This window comes from Castellaniella sp. (genome assembly GCF_049651205.1).
In the GTDB taxonomy this organism is placed as follows: Bacteria; Pseudomonadota; Gammaproteobacteria; order Burkholderiales; family Burkholderiaceae_B; genus Castellaniella.
This window is the reverse complement of the sequence record NZ_JBASBR010000007.1, coordinates 545,125-563,594: the sequence shown is the minus strand read 5'-3', so window position 1 is coordinate 563,594 and position 18,470 is coordinate 545,125. Positions and strand designations below refer to the sequence as shown.

General features: G+C 59.5%; 15 protein-coding genes and 2 tRNA genes. 5 read left to right on the top strand and 12 right to left on the bottom strand.

Annotated elements, in window-relative coordinates:
- Positions 1-13 precede the first annotated feature (13 nt).
- A complete protein-coding gene (locus WA928_RS06280; protein WP_424300968.1) occupies positions 14-967 on the bottom strand; it encodes a helix-turn-helix transcriptional regulator in 954 nt (317 codons plus the stop codon).
- Between the two features lie 150 nt (positions 968-1,117).
- Between WA928_RS06280 and WA928_RS06275 the strand changes: the two genes are divergently transcribed.
- The gene (locus WA928_RS06275) at positions 1,118-2,170 is read left to right on the top strand and encodes an NAD(P)-dependent alcohol dehydrogenase (RefSeq protein WP_424300965.1); all 1,053 of its coding nucleotides are present in this window, start codon (positions 1,118-1,120) and stop codon (positions 2,168-2,170) included.
- A gap of 53 nt (positions 2,171-2,223) precedes the next feature.
- Here WA928_RS06275 and WA928_RS06270 read toward each other — a convergent pair whose 3' ends face one another.
- From WA928_RS06270 to WA928_RS06260, 3 genes are all read right to left on the bottom strand, one after another.
- On the bottom strand, positions 2,224-3,852 hold the full coding sequence (locus WA928_RS06270; RefSeq protein WP_424300962.1) for a phospholipase D family protein: 1,629 nt from the start codon (positions 3,850-3,852) through the stop codon (positions 2,224-2,226).
- A gap of 113 nt (positions 3,853-3,965) precedes the next feature.
- On the bottom strand, positions 3,966-5,606 hold the full coding sequence (locus WA928_RS06265; protein ID WP_424300959.1) for an FMN-binding glutamate synthase family protein: 1,641 nt from the start codon (positions 5,604-5,606) through the stop codon (positions 3,966-3,968).
- Positions 5,607-5,712: 106 nt separating this feature from the next.
- The gene (locus tag WA928_RS06260) at positions 5,713-5,964 is read right to left on the bottom strand and encodes a hypothetical protein (protein ID WP_350381425.1); all 252 of its coding nucleotides are present in this window, start codon (positions 5,962-5,964) and stop codon (positions 5,713-5,715) included.
- Positions 5,965-6,192: 228 nt separating this feature from the next.
- Between WA928_RS06260 and WA928_RS06255 the strand changes: the two genes are divergently transcribed.
- A complete protein-coding gene (locus WA928_RS06255; RefSeq protein ID WP_424300955.1) occupies positions 6,193-7,110 on the top strand; it encodes a M14 family metallopeptidase in 918 nt (305 codons plus the stop codon).
- Between the two features lie 209 nt (positions 7,111-7,319).
- Here WA928_RS06255 and WA928_RS06250 read toward each other — a convergent pair whose 3' ends face one another.
- A complete protein-coding gene (locus WA928_RS06250; protein ID WP_424300952.1) occupies positions 7,320-8,891 on the bottom strand; it encodes a sensor domain-containing diguanylate cyclase in 1,572 nt (523 codons plus the stop codon).
- A gap of 181 nt (positions 8,892-9,072) precedes the next feature.
- On the opposite strand from WA928_RS06250, the gene msrP reads away from it, so the two are divergent.
- Positions 9,073-10,038: a protein-methionine-sulfoxide reductase catalytic subunit MsrP gene (gene msrP / locus WA928_RS06245; protein ID WP_424300949.1), complete on the top strand. Its 966-nt coding sequence runs from the start codon at positions 9,073-9,075 to the stop codon at positions 10,036-10,038.
- Between the two features lie 25 nt (positions 10,039-10,063).
- The gene (locus WA928_RS06240) at positions 10,064-10,702 is read left to right on the top strand and encodes a sulfite oxidase heme-binding subunit YedZ (RefSeq protein WP_424300946.1); all 639 of its coding nucleotides are present in this window, start codon (positions 10,064-10,066) and stop codon (positions 10,700-10,702) included.
- Between the two features lie 46 nt (positions 10,703-10,748).
- Here WA928_RS06240 and WA928_RS06235 read toward each other — a convergent pair.
- From WA928_RS06235 to WA928_RS06205, 7 genes are all read right to left on the bottom strand, one after another.
- Positions 10,749-10,825, bottom strand: a tRNA-Met gene (locus tag WA928_RS06235).
- 54 nt (positions 10,826-10,879) lie between these two features.
- Positions 10,880-11,290: a DUF3293 domain-containing protein gene (locus WA928_RS06230; protein WP_424300943.1), complete on the bottom strand. Its 411-nt coding sequence runs from the start codon at positions 11,288-11,290 to the stop codon at positions 10,880-10,882.
- Positions 11,287-11,862 carry a DNA-3-methyladenine glycosylase I gene (locus tag WA928_RS06225; RefSeq protein WP_424300940.1) on the bottom strand — a complete coding sequence of 192 codons (576 nt, stop codon included), beginning with the start codon at positions 11,860-11,862 and terminating at the stop codon, positions 11,287-11,289. The genes WA928_RS06230 and WA928_RS06225 overlap by 4 nt, the downstream gene beginning before the upstream one ends.
- A gap of 60 nt (positions 11,863-11,922) precedes the next feature.
- Entirely contained in the window at positions 11,923-13,434 is a 1,512-nt protein-coding gene (locus WA928_RS06220) for a helicase HerA-like domain-containing protein (protein WP_424300937.1), read from the bottom strand.
- A 28-nt stretch (positions 13,435-13,462) separates the two neighbouring features.
- Complete coding sequence (selD, locus tag WA928_RS06215) at positions 13,463-14,524, bottom strand: selenide, water dikinase SelD (RefSeq protein WP_424300934.1); 1,062 nt, start codon at positions 14,522-14,524, stop codon at positions 13,463-13,465.
- A 30-nt stretch (positions 14,525-14,554) separates the two neighbouring features.
- Positions 14,555-15,661: a tRNA 2-selenouridine(34) synthase MnmH gene (gene mnmH, locus WA928_RS06210; RefSeq protein WP_424300931.1), complete on the bottom strand. Its 1,107-nt coding sequence runs from the start codon at positions 15,659-15,661 to the stop codon at positions 14,555-14,557.
- Positions 15,662-15,783: 122 nt separating this feature from the next.
- Positions 15,784-15,868: transfer RNA gene (locus tag WA928_RS06205), tRNA-Leu, on the bottom strand.
- 111 nt (positions 15,869-15,979) lie between these two features.
- Between WA928_RS06205 and rnr the strand changes: the two genes are divergently transcribed.
- Positions 15,980-18,424, top strand: a complete 2,445-nt coding sequence (rnr, locus tag WA928_RS06200) for a ribonuclease R (RefSeq protein WP_424300928.1) — start codon at positions 15,980-15,982, stop codon at positions 18,422-18,424.
- The last annotated feature ends 46 nt before the right edge of the window (positions 18,425-18,470 follow it).

The following is an 18,470-nucleotide window of genomic DNA, read 5'->3' as shown; positions in this document are numbered from 1 at the left end:
AACAAAATGGGTTTTAGCTGAGGCGGTTAGGTGACACGCCGTAGTGTTTGCGAAATGCTGTGGCGAAATTGGTGGTGTAGCGGTAGCCGCTGAGGTGCGCAGCCTGCTGTACCGAATGGCCTTGCAATAAGTATTGGCGGGCCAGTTCCAGGCGCTGGTTGCGTAAATAGCTGAGTACCGGTACGCCAAACATCAGGCGAAACTTGCTGCGAAAGCTGCTGGTGCTCATCGCAGCTTGTGCGGCGAGCTGATCTACCGAGTAATCCAGATCGGGAGCAAGATCCAGGCGCTGGCGCACGGCTTCAAGGCGCTTGCGTTCTCCTGGAGAAATCGCGGGTGGCCGGGGCGCCGGTTTGCTATCCAGGCCGTAGGCAAGCAGTTGCAGGGCCAGCCCCTCAAGCAGTAGCCGCTGCTGTAAAGCCCCAGCCGGTTGCAAAGCTTGCCAGTGCTGCAAGGATTGATGCAGATGGCCTGGGACATGCCACAGTTTGGTGGCTGGCTTGGTTGATGCGAGAAAATCCTCTGGCAACCAGGCTGGCTTGGTCTGGGTCGCCGGGCTGATGTCCAGTGCGACCGTGAGTGTTCTCAGGTGCTGTTTGGGCGCGTGGGTGGCCTGCAAGGTGCTTTGTTTGTCGAGGTGAGTAGTGATGGCCATACCCGCCTCGGCCACGTACTGCTGACCCGCAATCGTCAGTCGTACGCAACCTTCCAGAACGATCAAAAGAAAAATCGCAGTGCCCCGTGTAGACAAAGTTTCATAGGGTTGCAATACATCCAGGGAAGAGTGGGTGAGATGCAGGCCTGAAGGCAGCGGTAATTCTTCGACCTTGCCGCGCAAAACCGGGAGGTCGGTGTGCGCCGCAAAGGGGAGGGAGAAATGATAGTCGATGCCAAAGCGGTCGCCGAAACTGCGTAGATCGGAGACGGACAACTGCTGGGGGGGTGTATGGGGCGTGTGGGTATCCATTAGGGCAGTGGGGTTGGGTCGTGCCTATCATAACCGGTAATGCGTCTCTTTCCTATTATTGAATCCATGCTGGCTATACTGGATATCCTGGCCGCACCCGGCTGCATCTGCGCAGATCTTTACATCCCGCGGTCTCGAAGGAACCCAATCATGACGATTCATGCATATGGCGCTCGCGCCAAGAACCTTTCCCTGGAGCCCCTGGCTATCACCCGCCGTGCACCGGGTGAACACGATGTACAAATTGAGATTGCTTATTGTGGCGTTTGCCATTCCGACTTGCATCAGGTGCGCTCAGAGTGGGCCGGTACGCAGTATCCCTGTGTGCCTGGCCACGAGATCGTGGGCCGTGTATTGGCGGTGGGCGCACATGTCACCAACCACAAGCCGGGCGACCTTGTTGGCGTGGGCTGTATTGTCGATAGCTGCCAGCATTGTGCCGAGTGCGATGACGGCCTGGAAAACTACTGTGATCACATGGTGGGCACCTATAACGGCCCCACCGCGGATGCTCCCGGCCATACGCTGGGCGGCTACTCGCAGCAGATTGTGGTGCACCAGCGCTATGTGCTTAAAGTGCATCACCCCGAGGATCAGCTGGCAGCGGTCGCCCCGCTGCTGTGCGCCGGTATCACCACGTATTCACCGCTGCGGCACTGGAAAGTCGGGCCGGGCCAAAAAGTGGGCGTGGTCGGGATCGGTGGCCTGGGTCATATGGGCATCAAGCTGGCCAATGCCATGGGTGCTCATGTGGTGGCCTTCACCACCTCAGAATCCAAACGTGAGGCGGCTAAGAAACTGGGCGCCCACGAGGTGGTGGTCTCTCGCAATCCGGACGAAATGGCGGCCCACGCGGCGAGTCTGGATTTCATCCTCAATACGGTGGCGGCCCCGCATTCGCTGGATCCGTTTTTTGCGCTGCTCAAGCGTGATGGCACGATGACGCTGGTGGGGGCGCCAGCCTCGCCGCATCCCTCGCCGGCGGTGTTCAGCCTGATTGCCCGGCGCCGTAGCTTGGCGGGCTCGCTGATTGGCGGCATCCCGGAAACCCAGGAGATGCTGGACTTCTGTGCCAAGCATCACATCGTCGCCGACATCGAAATGATTCGTGCGGATCAAATCAATGAGGCTTACGAGCGCATGCTACGTGGCGATGTGAAATACCGCTTCGTGATCGACTGCGCGTCGCTGGCAGAAAACTAAAGCCGTATGGCCCTTGCTGGCTTGGGTTTGCCCCAAGGTTGTGCCGGGGCTGACTACAGCATCTCGTCGGGTGTCAGCGGGCTTAGCAGCTTGGCCAGAAAGCGTAGCCAGGCACTGGTGTCGGGGTCATGATCAAGCACCGGCTGCTGGTCTTGGGGTAACGCGTGCCATTGCACGCGGCCATCGGGTGTCAGCGACAGCTTCCACGCGCCGGCATGGATGACGTCGTGGACCTGTTTGGCCGCTTGCCGCGCCAAAGCGGGACTGCGGATCACCAGGGCAATCTCGGTGTTTTGCAGCTTGGATCGCAGATCCAGGTTCATGGATCCGATGCCGATCACCCGGTCATCCACGATCACCAGCTTGGCGTGCAAGGATGCGCGCGAGCCCGAGCTCTGTGAACCAAGCATGGTGTCGCGTACCTGGGCGCGTTCATGGGCTTTCACTTCGTAAAGCTCAAGCCCGCTCTTGAGCAGCGCCTTGCGATGGCGGGCGTAGCCGATCTGCGCCAATAGGGCATCGGTGGAGGCCAGCGAGTTAGTGAGTACCCGGACACGCACGCCCCGCATTTTGAGGTTTGCAAATACGGTCATCATTTCTTCGCCTGGCACAAAATAGGGCGAGACGATCAGTACATCATGCTGCGCAGTACCTAATAATGACAGCAAGCCGTCAATGACGGTGTCCTCGGGGGTGTCCTGATCGTCATCAGGCACCAGTTTTAGCGGGCTGTCTACCAACAGGCCGGCTACGGCCCATGTCAGGGGTAGTTTTTTCAGATCCAGCGCGGCAGGCAAGGGTGGAGGCTGACTGGCGTCCGTCTCCATAGGTATGGCATCCCCCCCTGCGACAGAGAGTGCAGAAGTGGGGTTGTCCGGCTGTTTGGTGTTGCGCAGCTGTTTAAGCTCTTTGGGCGTAATCAGCGACTCAACGGGGTAGGCGAGGGGGTTATTCCAGTAGCGGTCGAAGCTGGCTGACAGGCCGCGCACCACCGGGCCTGCTGCCAGCACATCCATATCGATGAAGTCCTCACCCTCGGCAGTACCAAAGTAGCTGTCACCCAGATTGCGGCCGCCGATAATCCCCCAGGCGTTATCTGCGATATAGACCTTGTTGTGCATGCGGTGCTGAATCCGCTTGAAGTCGTGCAAAGACGTCAACGCCCGTATCAGGCCTGAACCGCGGTTACCCGGCAAGGGATTGAACATTCGCATCTCGATGCCTGGCACGCCGGCCATCTGCATGACTTGGGCGTCGTGACCAACACTGTTGAAATCGTCCAGCAGGATGCGCACGCGGACACCGCGTTGCGCCGCTTGCCGGATGGCCGCCAGCAGGCTGATGACGGTGGGGTCGAGGTGGATGGAGTAGTACTGAACATCCAGTGTTTTGCTGGCGTCTTGCGTCAAGGCCAAGCGGCCCGCAAATGCGGCGTTGGGTGAGGCTAACAATGCAAACCCTGATCGGGCGTTATTGGCTTGGCTTGGCCGCTTTTGGTTGGCCAGTTGCCCCAGTGTTGTGTCGGTGGGGTTTTCGAGTGCGTGCGAGACCGGGCGTTTGACGTGTGCTGGCAGGCTGGCACAACCTGCCAGCATTAGCACTGTGGCCAGCACCCATGCTCTGGTGGGGTAGTGGCCTTTGCCCCGAGTTGTGCAATGGATGTGTACCGAGGGTTGGGCCATAAGGCAGGGAGTATGTTTATAAAGAGTGATGCTGCTGGCCCAGCATAGCCGATCCTTGTTGCGTGGCCTGTCACGGTTTCAGACAGAAGCAGCCGCAGCTTGCGGAGCCATGCTTACAGGCTGTGCGCCTGTGTGGGCTTGATCCGCACCTCGCGCACTGGCCGAAACGTGCTGGCGCTGGCGGCGTGCCACCAGTCGGCATAAATAGTGTCGTCAGGTGCTTCAAGCAATGCCTTGGGCGGCAGGAACACCTTGATTTCGTCGATTGGCAAAGCCTTGCCGGGGCCTACCCGATGCATCAACATATGAGGGCGCAAGTCGCGCGGATGCTGGACGCCAACGGCCGACATGATATGGGCCAGAGATTTCAGTGTTTCGGCATGAAACCGTGCTGCCCGCTTGCCCTGAACCTCGGGGATCAGCCCACGCTGGCGGTGGGGATCTTGCGTGGTGATGCCGGTGGGGCAGGTGCCCAGATGGCAGCGCTGGGCCTGGATGCAGCCAATTGAAAACATAAAGGCACGTGCCGCGTTGCACCAGTCGGCACCTTGGGCAAGTGTGTTGGCCATGCCCATGCCAGAGTAAATCTTGCCGCTGGCCACCAGCCGGATCTTGTCTTTCAAGCCACAGCCCACCAGGGCATTGCGCATCACCACCAGGCCCTCCATCAAGGGCATGCCCACCCAATCAGAGAGCTCTTGTGGTGCAGCACCGGTGCCGCCTTCGCCGCCGTCCACCACGATAAAGTCGGGCAGAATTTCTGTTTCGAGGATGGCCTTCATCAAAGCAAAGGGTTCATGCATCTGGCCAACGCACAACTTGATTCCCACCGGCTTGCCTCCTGATAGATCACGCATTCGGGCGGCAAACTCCATCAGCTCGATGGGCGTCGAAAACGCAGAATGCCCCGCGGGGCTGAGGCAATCCTGGTGCGCCGGCACCTGGCGCACGCGAGCAATTTCTTCGCTGACCTTGGCCGCAGGCAGCAAGCCGCCATGTCCGGGCTTGGCTCCTTGGCTAAGTTTGATTTCCGTCATTTTCACGGCTTCGTGGATAGCGTTATCGGCAAACGCATCAGGGCTGAAGCGTCCTGCCTTGTCTCGTGCGCCAAAGTATCCAGAGCCCAGTTCCCACACTAGATCACCCCCGTGCTCAAGGTGATATTGGCTAAGGCCGCCTTCGCCCGTGTCGTGATAGAAATTGCCTTCTCTGGCACCCAGATTCAGGGCTCGAACCGCGTTGGCCGATAGTGCGCCAAAGCTCATGGCAGAGATATTGAACAAAGAAGCCGAGTACGGTTTGGACGCTTGTTCGGTGCCTACCTGTACCCGGGGGGATTGATCCGGGTTGGGTTCGGGCGCAATCGAATGCGCAAACCATTCGTATTTGGCCGAATCCGTATCAAGTTCGGTGCCAAACGGCTGAGTGTCCGTACGGCCGCGGGCACGTTCGTGCACCAGATTGCGTGCCTTGAAAGAAAACGGTGTGCCGTGGATGTCGTCTTCTACCAGGTAGGCCCGCAGAAACGGCCGCAGCGTGTAAAAAAGCCAGCGTATCCGTGCGGCCACCGGGTAATTGCGGGTAATTGTCCAGCCGCGCTGGAAATGATCGTAGATGCCCAGAAGCAGCACAGGCACAAAAATGACAAGCGGCCAAAACCAGGCTGCACTAAGCGTGAGGCCCAGGACAAAGCAAAGCAGTGTCAGCAGCAGGGCAAGCAGAGGAACAATGTTGCGGATGATTCTATCTGGCATCTGGCCTCCTTTTTGGCTGGCGGCCCGATCCATTTTTATTGTCTGATAAGCGGGGCGGCCAGCGTCTGTTTAATGATGAGTGTAGAGGGCCGCGCCTGACGAATACCTAAAACCCTTTAAGACGCGAAAGCTGCGCACGGTTCAGGCGGGCGGCTTCCTGTTCTGCATACACCGCTTCACCGGGCTCGTAGGAGCCTTCGTAGCCGCAGCTGCCAAACAGCCACGAGCAGCGTGTGCTGGTATTGGCCTGGCTTGCCTCTTCAGGGGACATCCACTGTGACGATGAGGTTGACGAGCACGCGGAAAGCAGCAGTACGGTTAAGAGCAGGCCGCAGCGGCCAAGGGTTTGGACAGTCATGGTGGGATCCGGCAAACAAGGGCGAGACACCTTGGTTTATAGCAAATTGGCGCGCGCACAAGGTGTCCAGTGGTTACGTTCCTGAGCACAGCTGGCGCGGCTGTACAGCGCTTCACCTGCCGGTGGGTACGGCAACATCGTCTCACATCTTCCGGGGGGGGCAGGCGCATCCGGCGCGCCCGCTGGCGGATTACACTGTTTCTCTTGTTCACACTATAAGTGATGTTGATGTCCTCTTATCCGATAGGTACCCCCGGGCAAGCGTGGGGCCAGACAGAACGTGAGGCGTGGCGTGCGTGCCAGCATCGCCAGCGCAACTATGCCAGCCAGGTGCTGGCGGCTGTTGATGCATTGCGCCCCGCGTTTGATGTAGAACAGTATGGGCAGCTGGATTACCCACCCGATCTTTACCCCCTGATGGCATTGCGCAGCAAGGGCTGGCAGGATACGCGGCCTCTCGCGCTGGTGACAGGTGGTGTGCATGGCTATGAAACCAGCGGCGTCATGGGGGCATTGCAGTTTGCCGCACAGCGGGCCCAGGCTTATCAGGGGCAAGTGGATCTCCTGATCCTCCCGTGTGTCAGCCCGTGGGGCTTCGAGCGGATTCATCGCTGGAACCCGGATGCGATTGACCCCAACCGCTCGTTCAGGGCAAATAGCCCCTCTGCCGAGGCCGCAGCGGTGATGCGCCTGGTGGCGCCCCTGGCGCATCGGGTGTGCATGCACATCGACCTGCACGAAACCACCGATTCTGACGAAACCGAGTTCCGGCCAGCGTTGGCGGCCCGGGACGGGCTTGCCTGGAAACCCGGCAGCATTCCGGACGGCTTTTATCTGGTGGATGATGAAACGGCCCCGCAGCCGGCATTTCAGCAGGCCATCATTGATGCGGTGGCACAGATCACTCACATCGCGCCTGCCGATCACCGGGGTGAGATCATTGGTTCCGTCGCGGTGGCGCCCGGTGTGATCCGTTACGCCTTAGGGTCTTTGGGGCTGTGTGCCGGCGTTACGCCAGCTCTGTATAAAACCACCACCGAGGTCTATCCGGACAGCCCCCGGGCCACGCCCGAGATCTGTAATGCCGCACAAATGGCGGCAGTGTGCGCGGCGCTTGACTACGTACTGGCGCACCAAGTGCCCTAGGGTAAATACTGATCTTGCCTTCCTGGATTGAGGTGCCTATACTGAAACCGTTACCCCAGTAGGTAGCGACTCTTCGCCTCAAAGCGAAGACAACGCACTGCCCCCGTGCAGTGCAACTGCCCCAGTGGCAGTAAGGCCCCGCCAAAAGGCGGGGCCTTTACGTTTGTGGCTACTTCATGTGTAGTCCACTCCGATTGTGGCTCATCTTTTTACGCTGACCTCTCCACCCGGTTGCGGCCATTTTGCTTGGCCTGATACAAGGCCAGATCAGCTTCTTTTAGGGTGTCTGCCACGCGGCGGGCGCTGTCTGGCCCCCAGGCTGCGATGCCAATGGATATGGTCACTCGTTCCTGGGGCAGCAGGGGAGATGCTTCGACGGCTGCGCGTAATCGCTCTGCGATGGTGAGCGCATTGTCTACCGGCGTGCCTGGCAGCAAGGTTAAGAATTCTTCTCCGCCCATCCGAAACAAAGAGTCTCCATTGCGGGCCTGTGAGCGCATCAGCTCACCCATTTGTCTGATCACCTGGTCGCCCACGTCATGCCCGTAGTGGTCGTTGATGCGCTTGAAAAAGTCGATATCCAGGGCTAGCACAGAAAACGTCTGCCCGGTGCTTTCGAGCGCCTGCAAGGCGATATCCAGGCCTCTTCGGTTGCCCAGGCCGGTGAGCGGATCCTGGTAGGCTTCCTCACGCAGTTGGCTCAGGCGCGAGATAACGGTATCTGTGCCTGCCAGCAAAGCCTTTTGCAGGTGCTGTGCTTCTGAGTACCAGCAGCGTACCGATCGAATGCGCTCGGCCGCATTGCCGTCGTATCCTGTTTGCATGATATGAGACAGTGCCCGCAACGGCCGGGAGATCCAGGTGGACAGAAACCAGAGTGCCGCCAGCAGCAAGAGCACTGGCAGCAGGGATAGCCACATGACCCTTTGCATCAGCGTGCTGAGTTTTTCCAGGGTGACCTCTGTAGGGCGCTGCACCACCACTCCCCACTTGGCACCTGGGATGTAGGCATAGCCTGCCAGCATGTCGACCCCCTGGCTGTTGGTGATGCGTTCAGCACCGGTTTGCCCGCTCAGGACGGCTGTGACTACCGGGTTGGTACCCACGATGGTGCCCAGGCGATTGGGGTCGGGGTGGTAAAGCAGGCGCCGGGAACTATCCACCAGATACACATAGGTGTCGTTACGAAAATAATGCTGCTTGATCAGACGGGACAGGCCCCCGTCAGCCTTCAAATACACCGTACCTGCCAGATAGCCCAAGTACTCGTTCTGGGGTGAATACAAGGGGTGTGTCAGCAGGATGGCCAGATTGCCCAGTATCGTCGTAAAGGGTTTGCTGATGGTGGGTGTCTTTTTTCTCAGGACCGCGGTTTGCGGGTCGACAGCTGGTACTTTACGGCCGGATATCTGCAGTGTCTCGGGTGAAATGGCCAGAATGATGCCTTGTGCACTGGTGATCGACACGGAGTGAAATTTTGCGCCCTGCAGGTGCAGATGATTGGCTTCCATCTGCATCACGGCGGGGTTCGTCCCGAATTGGGCAATCTGTTTGGCAGAATAGGCCAGATCGTTCTGAGCCTGCGTCAGGAAATCGGAGGCGGAGGCGGCCAGCTTTTGTGCAAACGCCTGATTGGACGCCAGTGTGTCGTCCATCAACTGGGTGCGCTGGATGCCATAAATTCCCGTGCCACCCAAAATCAGCATGATCAGTACGCTACCCATGGACAAACTCAGGATCAGCCGACGAAGCGTGATGCGAGAAATGGCCAGTGCAGGCATCTGGTAATTTCCTTGATGAGATAACAAAAACCTACGCTAGGCTACACCAAAGTGCTTGGGTTGCAGAACCTGTGTCGCTAGAATGTAAAGGGTTAAAGCATTTAAGCGCGTAACAGTTGCAGGTTTTTGGTTTGTTGGCTGGTTTACAGGCGCTTGTGCGGTATGCCCCAGGAGGCTCACCATGCACGGTTTCAGGAAAAATTACCCAGTGGCGTCAGAGATTACCCCCGAGTCTGTCTGGCAATCCAGGCGGCAGTGGTTGCGTGCTGCCGTCAGTGCGCCAGCCTTGCTGGCTGCAGGTGCGGCGTCGGCCAAGGCTGCCCCGGACACCGAGCCCTTCGGGCCAAAATTGGCAGCGACGCCATCGCAGCGCTGGTCTACCGACGAAACCGTCAATCGCTGGAGCGACATCACCACTTACAATAATTTTTATGAGTTTGGTACCGGCAAGGGAGATCCCGCCGAGAACGCAGGGCGCATGCAGCTGACCCCTTGGGCGGTTCAGGTGGATGGCGCAGTCAGAAAGCCACTGACGCTGGATATTGATGCGCTTCGCCACCTGGCGCCGATGGAAGAGCGCATTTACCGGTTGCGCTGCGTCGAGGCCTGGTCGATGGTGATCCCCTGGATCGGGTATTCGCTGTCGCATCTGTTGAAGAAAGCCGAGCCCACCGAAGAAGCCCGCTACGTGGTGTTTACCACTGTCTTGCAGCCTGATGTGATGCCGGGCGTGCGCCAGGGCATCCTTAACTGGCCCTACACCGAGGGCCTGCGCATGGACGAAGCCATGCATCCACTTACCTTGCTGACGTTCGGCGTCTATGGCCGCGAGCTGCCTGCCCAAAATGGCGCGCCAATGCGTGTCATCATCCCCTGGAAATACGGCTTTAAATCGGCCAAGTCACTGGTGCGGATTCATCTGCAATCCACTCCGCCGCTTACGGCATGGATGCAGGCGGCCCCGCAAGAATATGGCTTCTATGCCAACGTCAATCCGGCGGTGCCACACCCGCGCTGGAGCCAGGAAACCGAACGCCGGATAGGCAGCGGGTTCTTTGCGTCGCGGATCCCCACGCAACCGTTTAACGGTTATGCCTCCGAGGTTGCCAGCCTGTACAAAGGCATGGACCTCCGACGTAACTTCTGATGGTCTCGCCGGTTTGCATTCGTCGATGACAGCCCCTTTGCCGCAACGCCAGATGCGCTGGCTGCTGACGGGCCTGATGCATCTGCTGGGTCTGTTTCCCTTGTTGCGCTGGCTGTGGCTGGGTTGGCAGGGCCAACTGACGGCCAATCCTCCCTTGTTTCTGACGCAGTCCACGGGCGATTGGGCGCTGATCATGCTGTTGATTGTGCTGATGGTGACGCCCGTGCGCCGGCTTACCGGCTGGGCCGGCGTGATGGTGCACCGGCGCAAGTTGGGCCTGTATGCGTTTTTTTATACCGTGGTGCACGTGGTGGCGTGGGGGCTTTGGGATCGTGGTGGTGTATGGCTGTCCATGTGGCAGGATATCTGGCAACGTACGTTTATCGGCATCGGCACGCTGGCTGTGCTGTGCCTGATCCCGCTGGCGCTGACATCCACACGCGGCTGGATGCGGCGCCTGGGGCGCAGATGGTCGCAGCTGCATTGGCTGATCTATCCGTCGGCCATTCTTTCGGTCTGGCACTTTGTGCTGATGCGGGCTGGCAAACATGATTTCTTCGAGCCACGCGTATCAGCCTGGGCCTTGGCGGCGTTGCTGGCCATGCGGATCTATTGGTTCTGGCGCAAGCGGCAGCAAGTGGCGCAACGCCGCCGGCCGGCATAAACGCAAAACGCCAACCTACAAGGGCTGGCGTTTTGTTTGATATCTTTGGTGGCGCATCAGGGACTCGAACCCCGGACCTGCGGATTATGATTCCGTCGCTCTAACCAACTGAGCTAATGCGCCAAAGCACGCAATTATAGCAATAAATTTTTGCTGTGCAAGCGATGGGTGGGTTGCTTACCCAGCAGCCCACTGCAGTCGGGCGATGGTGTCTGCCGGGCATAAAACCCAGGCGTTTTGCCCAAAGCTTTTGGCCAGCATCCGTATCGTGTGTGGTGGCAGGCCGGTAATCCAGAAGCCTGGCTCTTCGGGCCATTGGCCGGTGGGGTCTGTGTTGCGGGCGGGTAAAACGGAGACGCCCAAGATACTCAGCCTGCGGTGCAGGGCGGCTAGCCGTCTGAGATTGGCGGCAGGCCGCAGGCGCCGGCTGCGGGGGTTGCATGGGGTAAGGATATGGCTGTGGGTACAGTGGTACTGCTGATGCAGGGCCTGCAGGCCGGATTGAGGCCGGCCGATGATGATGAGGGTAGGCGAGGGCGTGTCGATGTAATAACGTGCCGCCTGATACGCCTGGGGCAGGTATGTCATTCCAGGCGTGAGGTATCCAGCATGGCATGTCGAAAACAGTCGGTGGTGTGATCCATCAAGGCACCGATGGCCTGAAGATACGCCTGACAAATGGTGGGGCCCACAAAGGTAAACCCGCGGTGCTTCAGCAGCTTGCTAAGTGCCTGGGCCTCGGGGCCAGCGGTGGGGATCTCGGCGGGCTGTGCGTAATGGTGCACTTTGGGCTTGCCATCCACCACCGACCACACCAGCTCGACAGGGTTTTCCAGTGCCAGCCAAGCTCGGGCGTTTTTACCCACGCCTTGCAGTTTGAGGCGATTGCGGATGATGGCCGGGTTTTGCATTTGTTGTTCTACCCACTCCGGCGTGGTGGCCGCCAGGGTGTGCGGGTCGAACGATGCCAGTGCCTTACGAAAGCCCTCGCGTCTGCGCAAAATGGTGAGCCAGGACAGACCCGCCTGGAAGCCTTCGAGAAGCAGCATTTCGAACAGATGGTCGGCGTCGTATGACGGCACGCCCCACTCGTGGTCGTGGTAGTGCATGTAGAGCGGGTCATCGGAGCACCAGGTACAGCGTGGGGTGGTGTCGGCCATGGGTAAAGGAGCCTGTTTGGTTGGTAAGTGGGTATTTGCAGATATGTGCCAGGCAAGGCCTTAGCGCCGGCCCACCAAAGAGCCCAACAAGCCGCGCACCAGCCGATTGGCGGCGTTGCGCATCATGCTCTTGGCTATCGACTGCACCGCTCCTTCGCGCCGCCCGCCCCGGGGGCCGGTAGAGCCAAACAGAAAATCGCTGACGAGTCCGAGTGCGCCATCTTCGGCGGGTTCGGCCTGTGCCGTGGCGGGCTTGGCCTCTGCGGTGGCTTCTGCGAGGTTGTTGCTGGTGGTCTCGGCGCGTTTTTGCAGAATCTCATAGGCAGATTCGCGATCCATTGTCTGGTCGTATTTGCCGCCCAGCAGAGAAGCACTACGCACTGACTGGCGCTCGGCGTCTGTGGCCGGGCCGATCCGGCTGCCCGGCGCCATCATCCAGACGCGTTGTGTCTGGACGGGTTGCCCTTTTTGGTCGAGCATGGACACCAGGGCTTCGCCCACGGCAAGCTCGGTGATGGCTGCCTCGATATCCAGGGGCGGGTTGGGGCGCATGGTTTGTGCCGCGGTGCGCACGGCTTTTTGGTCGCGCGGTGTGTAGGCACGCAGTGCATGCTGGATGCGGTGCCCCAATTGCCCCAGTACGGTATCCGGGATGTCGGCCGGGTTTTGCGTGACAAAATACACGCCCACGCCTTTGGAGCGGATCAGGCGTACGACTTGTTCGATTTTCTCGAGCAGGGCCTCGGGTGCGTCCTTGAACAGCAGGTGGGCTTCGTCGAAGAAGAACACCAGCTTGGGTTGTTCGAGGTCGCCAACTTCGGGCATGCGCTCGTAGAGATCAGCCAGCATCCACAGCAAAAACACACCATACAGCCGGGGGGACTGCATCAGGCGATTGGCCGCCAGCACATTGACCATGCCCAGGCCTTGCGCGTTGGTGCGCATCCAGTCGAACACATCCAGCATGGGCTCGCCGAAAAATTGTTCGGCGCCTTCGGAGTCGAGCCTCAGGAGACTGCGCTGGATGGCACCAATGGAGGCCGAGGACACTTGGCCATAGGTGGTGCGGATCTCGGCTGCATGGTCGGCCACATATTGCAGCATGACGCGCAGATCTTTGAGGTCGAGTACCAAGAGGCCCTGATCGTCGGCGACACGGAAGGCGACGTTGAGGACGCCTTCTTGGGTGTCGTTGAGATCGAGCATGCGGGCCAGCAGCAGGGGGCCAAGATCGGAGACCGTTGCCCGGATTGGGTGGCCTTGCTCGCCAAAGATGTCCCAGAAAGTGACGGGGCTTGCGCCCCATTGGGGCTCGGGTAGGCCCAGTTTTTTCAGCCGCCCCGAAAGCTTCTCGGAGGCTATGCCCGTTTGCGAGATACCACTGAGATCGCCCTTGACGTCTGCCACAAATACCGGCGTGCCAATTCTTGAGAAGGACTCTGCCAGCACTTGCAACGTAACGGTTTTGCCTGTGCCGGTGGCGCCAGTGATGCAACCATGCCGGTTGGCCAGGGGGGGCAGGATAGCAGCTTCAAATTGACTGTTTTTGGCAATAATCAAAGGGGCGGCCATAGAGGCTCCTGTGTGCAAAAGGCAGTTTTCAGAATACCCGAATGTGAGGGGTGCCGGAAGCCAGTTGGCCAATGTGTGCGGCCTGGGCAAAGCCGTCAGCGCGCAACAGGGCCAGAACTTCGTCGACGGCAGCTGGGTCGCAGGCCACCAAAAGCCCGCCAGAGGTTTGGGGGTCGGTAAGCAGTGCCTGCGCTTCGGCGGGCAAGGTGGTGTCAAGCGTGATGTGTTGCTGGCAGGCTTGCCAGTTGCGCCCCGAAGCACCAGTGTGGATGCCTGCCTGGGCAAGCGCCTGGGCAGCATCCAGCCATGGCAGCGCCTGGTAATCAAGCGTGGCTTGCAGGCCCGAGCCCTTGCACATCTCCAGCGTGTGCCCCAGCAAACCAAACCCGGTAACGTCTGTCAGGGCATGCACGGCGTCCATGCGGCCTAGTTGGCCGCCCGGGGTATTCAGTTGGGTAGTGCTGGCAATCATGGCCTGGTAGCTTTCAGGTGCAAGCTGATCCTTTTTAAGGGCAGCCGACAAAATCCCAACCCCCAATGGTTTGCTGAGGATCAGCGCGTCGCCGGGCTTGGCCTGATCATTGCGCTTGATGTGTGCGGGGTGCCCCAGCCCCATCACCGCCAGCCCATAGATGGGCTCGACAGAATCGATGGAATGCCCGCCGGCAATCGGGATGCCGGCTTGCTGGCAGACCGATGCGCCACCCGCCAGGATGGCCGAAATTGTCTCGTGTGGCAGGGATTTCAGGGGCATGCCCACCAGCGCCAACGCCATGATGGGTGTGCCGCCCATGGCATAAACATCCGACAAGGCATTGGTAGCTGCGATACGACCAAAATCGTGGGGGTCGTCCACAATCGGCATGAAAAAGTCGGTGGTGGCAATCAGGGCCTGCTCGTCGTTCAAGCGATAAACGGCGGCGTCATCCGAAGATTGCGTCCCCACCAGCAGGTTGGGAAAAACACCTGTGGGTATCCCTTTCTGCATCAGTTTGGCCAGGACGTCTGGCGCAATCTTGCAGCCGCAGCCTCCGCCGTGCGAAAGCGAGGTCAAACGTGGAATATCGGTGATGACAGGTGCTTGGGTCATGAAAATCTCTAAAAATTTGGCTGCAGGCACTTAGGGTGCAGTGGATGAAATCGCCTCGGGCCGGCCAAGGCCGGCCAGCGCTTGCAGCAGGGCGTGGGCCTGGTGGGATTCCTCTGCGTCTGTTGGATCGTAGCCAAATTGGGGCGCATGCTCCAGCTGTGCATAGTGGCCATGGCTGCTGCGCCGGTAGGCGGGGTCGTAGTGTTCGGACACCAGGCACTGAAACAGCTCGGCACGCTGATCGGTGTCGATCAGGTGATGCCAGTGCTTGAGAGTCTCGTGGCTGTGCAGCCCGAGCAGACGATCAAGAGTTGCCTTGAATGCCTCGGGCCGATCAAACAGATGGCGGTAATCCTGCAGCAAAAACGCGATACGCTGTGGCATTGCGACTTTCACCTGCACACATTGCCCGGTGTACATCTTTTGCAGTAGAGCGTCGGGCAGGCTGACGCGCCCGATACGGCGGCTTTCCGCCTCGACAAACACCGGCTGGTTTGGGTCAAGTGCTTCGATGGCCTGCTGCAGCCGGGTTTCAAAGTAGCGCTGGCTGGGCTGTGCCTGGTTGGGCAACTGCCCCAGCAAAGAGCCCCGATGGCTGGCCAAATCTTCAAGGTCGAGCACCTGCGCGCCGGCTCGCCCCAGTGCTTGCAGCAAGCGGGTTTTGCCCGAGCCGGTGGGGCCGGTGAGCACGATGCAGCGCAAAGGCTCAGGGAGGGATTCGAGCGATGTCAGCACATGGCGGCGCCACGTTTTGTAGCCACCTTCCAGTTGCCGGGCCCGCCAGCCAATCAGGTTGAACCACGTGGTCATCGCGCCCGAGCGTTTGCCGCCGCGCCAGCAATAGATCAGGGGCCGCCAGCTTTGTGGACGGTCGGCAAAACAGGTCTCGAGGTATTCGGCAATGTGGCGGGCCACCAGAGCAGCCCCCAGCCGTGTGGCCTTGAAGGGGGATTCCTGTGCGTACATGGTACCGATCAGCACGCGTTCTTCGTTGCTGAGTACAGGGGTGTTGATGGCGCCCGGGATATGGTCATCGGCAAATTCCGCCGGCGTGCGCACATCGATGATCTCATCAAATTGGTCGAGAGACTCCAGGCCGCAGCGCATTGAGCTGGGAGAATGGGCAGGACGGTTCATGAATCGGATTGTAGTTCGGCGGCGGGCAGCCTGCGCAAAGCAAAAAACCCGCAGACCTGTGGGGTTTGCGGGTTTGCATGTTGATGTACAAGACATCAGAGAATTGGACTTCTGTAAAGAAGTGGTGCCCAGGAGAGGACTCGAACCTCCACACCTTGCGGCACATGGACCTGAACCATGCGCGTCTACCAATTCCGCCACCTGGGCACGGCATAACGTGTATGCTATTGCTTTTGCTAAACTGTAAGCCCCTTTTTTAGGGGCCGTTTCAGCAAAGACGAAACTATACAGCACAATTTTTTTGGATGCAAATAGCCTTTGAAAAAGCGAACGAACAACGACAATAACCGCGACGCTTACCCGGTAAAAACCACCGATCTGCCTCCCGATTTCGACCCTCAGGTACCCAGTCGGGAGATCATCCTTGAGGCCCTGCGCGAAGCAGGCAAACCCTTTTCTCTTGAAGCACTGGCCGACGCCACACAATCGACCATCCCTCTGTCCAATGGTTTTATCCGCCGGGTAAAAGCGATGGAACGTGATGGGCAGGTGCAATTTAATGCCCAGGGAAGGTTGCAGATTTGCAACAACACAACTTTTATTACCGGTACCGTTCAGGGACATCGCGACGGTTTCGGGTTTCTTTTGCCCGATGACGGCAGCCAGGATCTCTTTTTATCGCCGCACGAGATGGCCAAGGTACTGCACGGCGACCGTGTGCGTGTACGGGCCTCGGGCGAATACCGTGGCCGCCCTGAAGGCGCCATCGTAGAGGTTCTCGAGCGCCGCACCCTTAAACTGGTGGGCCGCTTTCTTAAAGAACATGGGGCCTTTGTGGTGGCCCCCGAAGACCAGCGCATCAAGCACGACATCCTGATCTCCCCGCAAGAGACGGCAGGCGCAGAGCCGGGGCAGGTGGTAACGGTACAGATCCTGCGGCAACCGGCCAGCCATATGCAGCCGCTGGGTCGCATCATCGAGGTGCTGGGCGAGATCGACGACCCCGGCATGGAAATCGAAATCGCAGTGCGCAAATTTGATGTGCCTGTTGAGTTTTCTGCCGCCACGCTCAAGCAACTGGGCAAGATTCCTGATCACGTCCGGGACACCGAATACGCCGGGCGTATCGACTTGCGTGACGTGCCATTCATCACCATCGATGGTGAGGATGCCCGTGATTTTGATGATGCCGTGTTTTGCATGCCGGCCGATCTGGGTACGGCCAGCCGTGCGCGGCCAGGCTGGCGCTTGCTGGTGGCCATTGCGGATGTCAGCCATTATGTGCAGCCCGGTTCTGCGCTGGATGATGATGCCCTGAACCGGGGCACCAGCGTGTATTTCCCCCGGCGAGTCATTCCCATGTTGCCCGAGGCCCTGTCCAACGGGATTTGTTCGCTGAATCCCGCGGTCGATCGCCTGGTGATGGTGTGCGACATGATGATCCCGGCCGGTGGAGCCAAGGCAGGGCAGGTGAGTGCCTATCAGTTTTACGAGGCGGTGATCCATTCGCATGCCCGCACCACCTATACCGATATCTGGGCCGCCCTGCAGCAGCCCACTGGGCCTGCCGCCCAGGCGCTGGGTGATCTCTATCCGCATGTGCAAACGGCGTACGAACTTTTTCAGACCTTCCAGCAAGCCCGCCGCGCACGTGGGGCAATTGATTTCGACACTGTCGAAACCCGCATTGTCTGCAACCCTCTGGGCCGTATCGAAAAAATCGAGCCTTACGTTCGCAATGATGCCCATCGCCTGATCGAAGAATGCATGCTGGCGGCCAATACCTGCGCGGCGGATTTTATTGTGCGCAACAAACGCCAGGCCTTGTTTCGGGTGCATGACGGCCCCACACCCGAGAAGCTGCAGGCCTTGCGCGAGTCTTTGCGCTTGCTGGGCCTTGCCCTGGGTGGCGGGGATGACCCGCAAACCAGCGATTACGCCAAACTGATCCAGGAAGCCCGTGGGCGGCCTGATTTCGACATCATCCAGACCCTTTGCCTGCGGTCGATGCAACAGGCTATTTACAGCCCCGAGCAAACCGGTCACTTTGGCTTGGCGTACGAGCATTACGCGCATTTCACCTCGCCCATTCGGCGTTATCCCGATTTGCTGGTGCACCGCGTGATCCGCAGTATTGTGCACAAGCGCCGCTACCAGCCGCCCGTGGTGCCTGGTGCGCCCACCGATCCCAGCCTGCCGGCCAAGGCGCGCGAGCTTGACGCCTGGGACGACCTGGGTGCGATGTTGTCGGCGCGCGAGCGCCGCGCTGATGACGCCTCGCGGGATGTGCAGGCCTGGTTGAAGTGCTGGTTTGTGCGCGAGCATGTGGGCGAGGTGTTTGCCGGCCACATCAGCAGCGTCACCAGCTTTGGGGTGTTCGTCACGCTTGACACCTTGTATGTAGATGGCCTGGTGCATATCTCCGAGCTTGGTGGTGATTATTTCCAATACAACGAAGCGCTAAATGAATTGCGTGGCGAGCGGACGGGGCTGCGTTACCGCCTGGGCGATGCGTTGCAGGTTCAGGTGGCCCGCGTGGATCTTGAAGCCCGCCGGATTGATTTCCGGCCAGTGCGAGGCGAAGACTTCAAATCGCTGCAGGCCGGCATCGAAGGCGATGCTGCACCGGCAACACCGCGGCCACGCAAAAAAGCTGCGGGCGCCAAGCCGGCTGCGCTGCGGGGCACCACTGCCCATCAGCGCCGTGCCGAAGCCAAGCGCGCCACTCGTCAGGAGACCCCTTCGCGCAAGCGGCGACGTTAAACTGAGCACTACAATGCCTGCTCAGGCACGACGCCAACCACCTCAC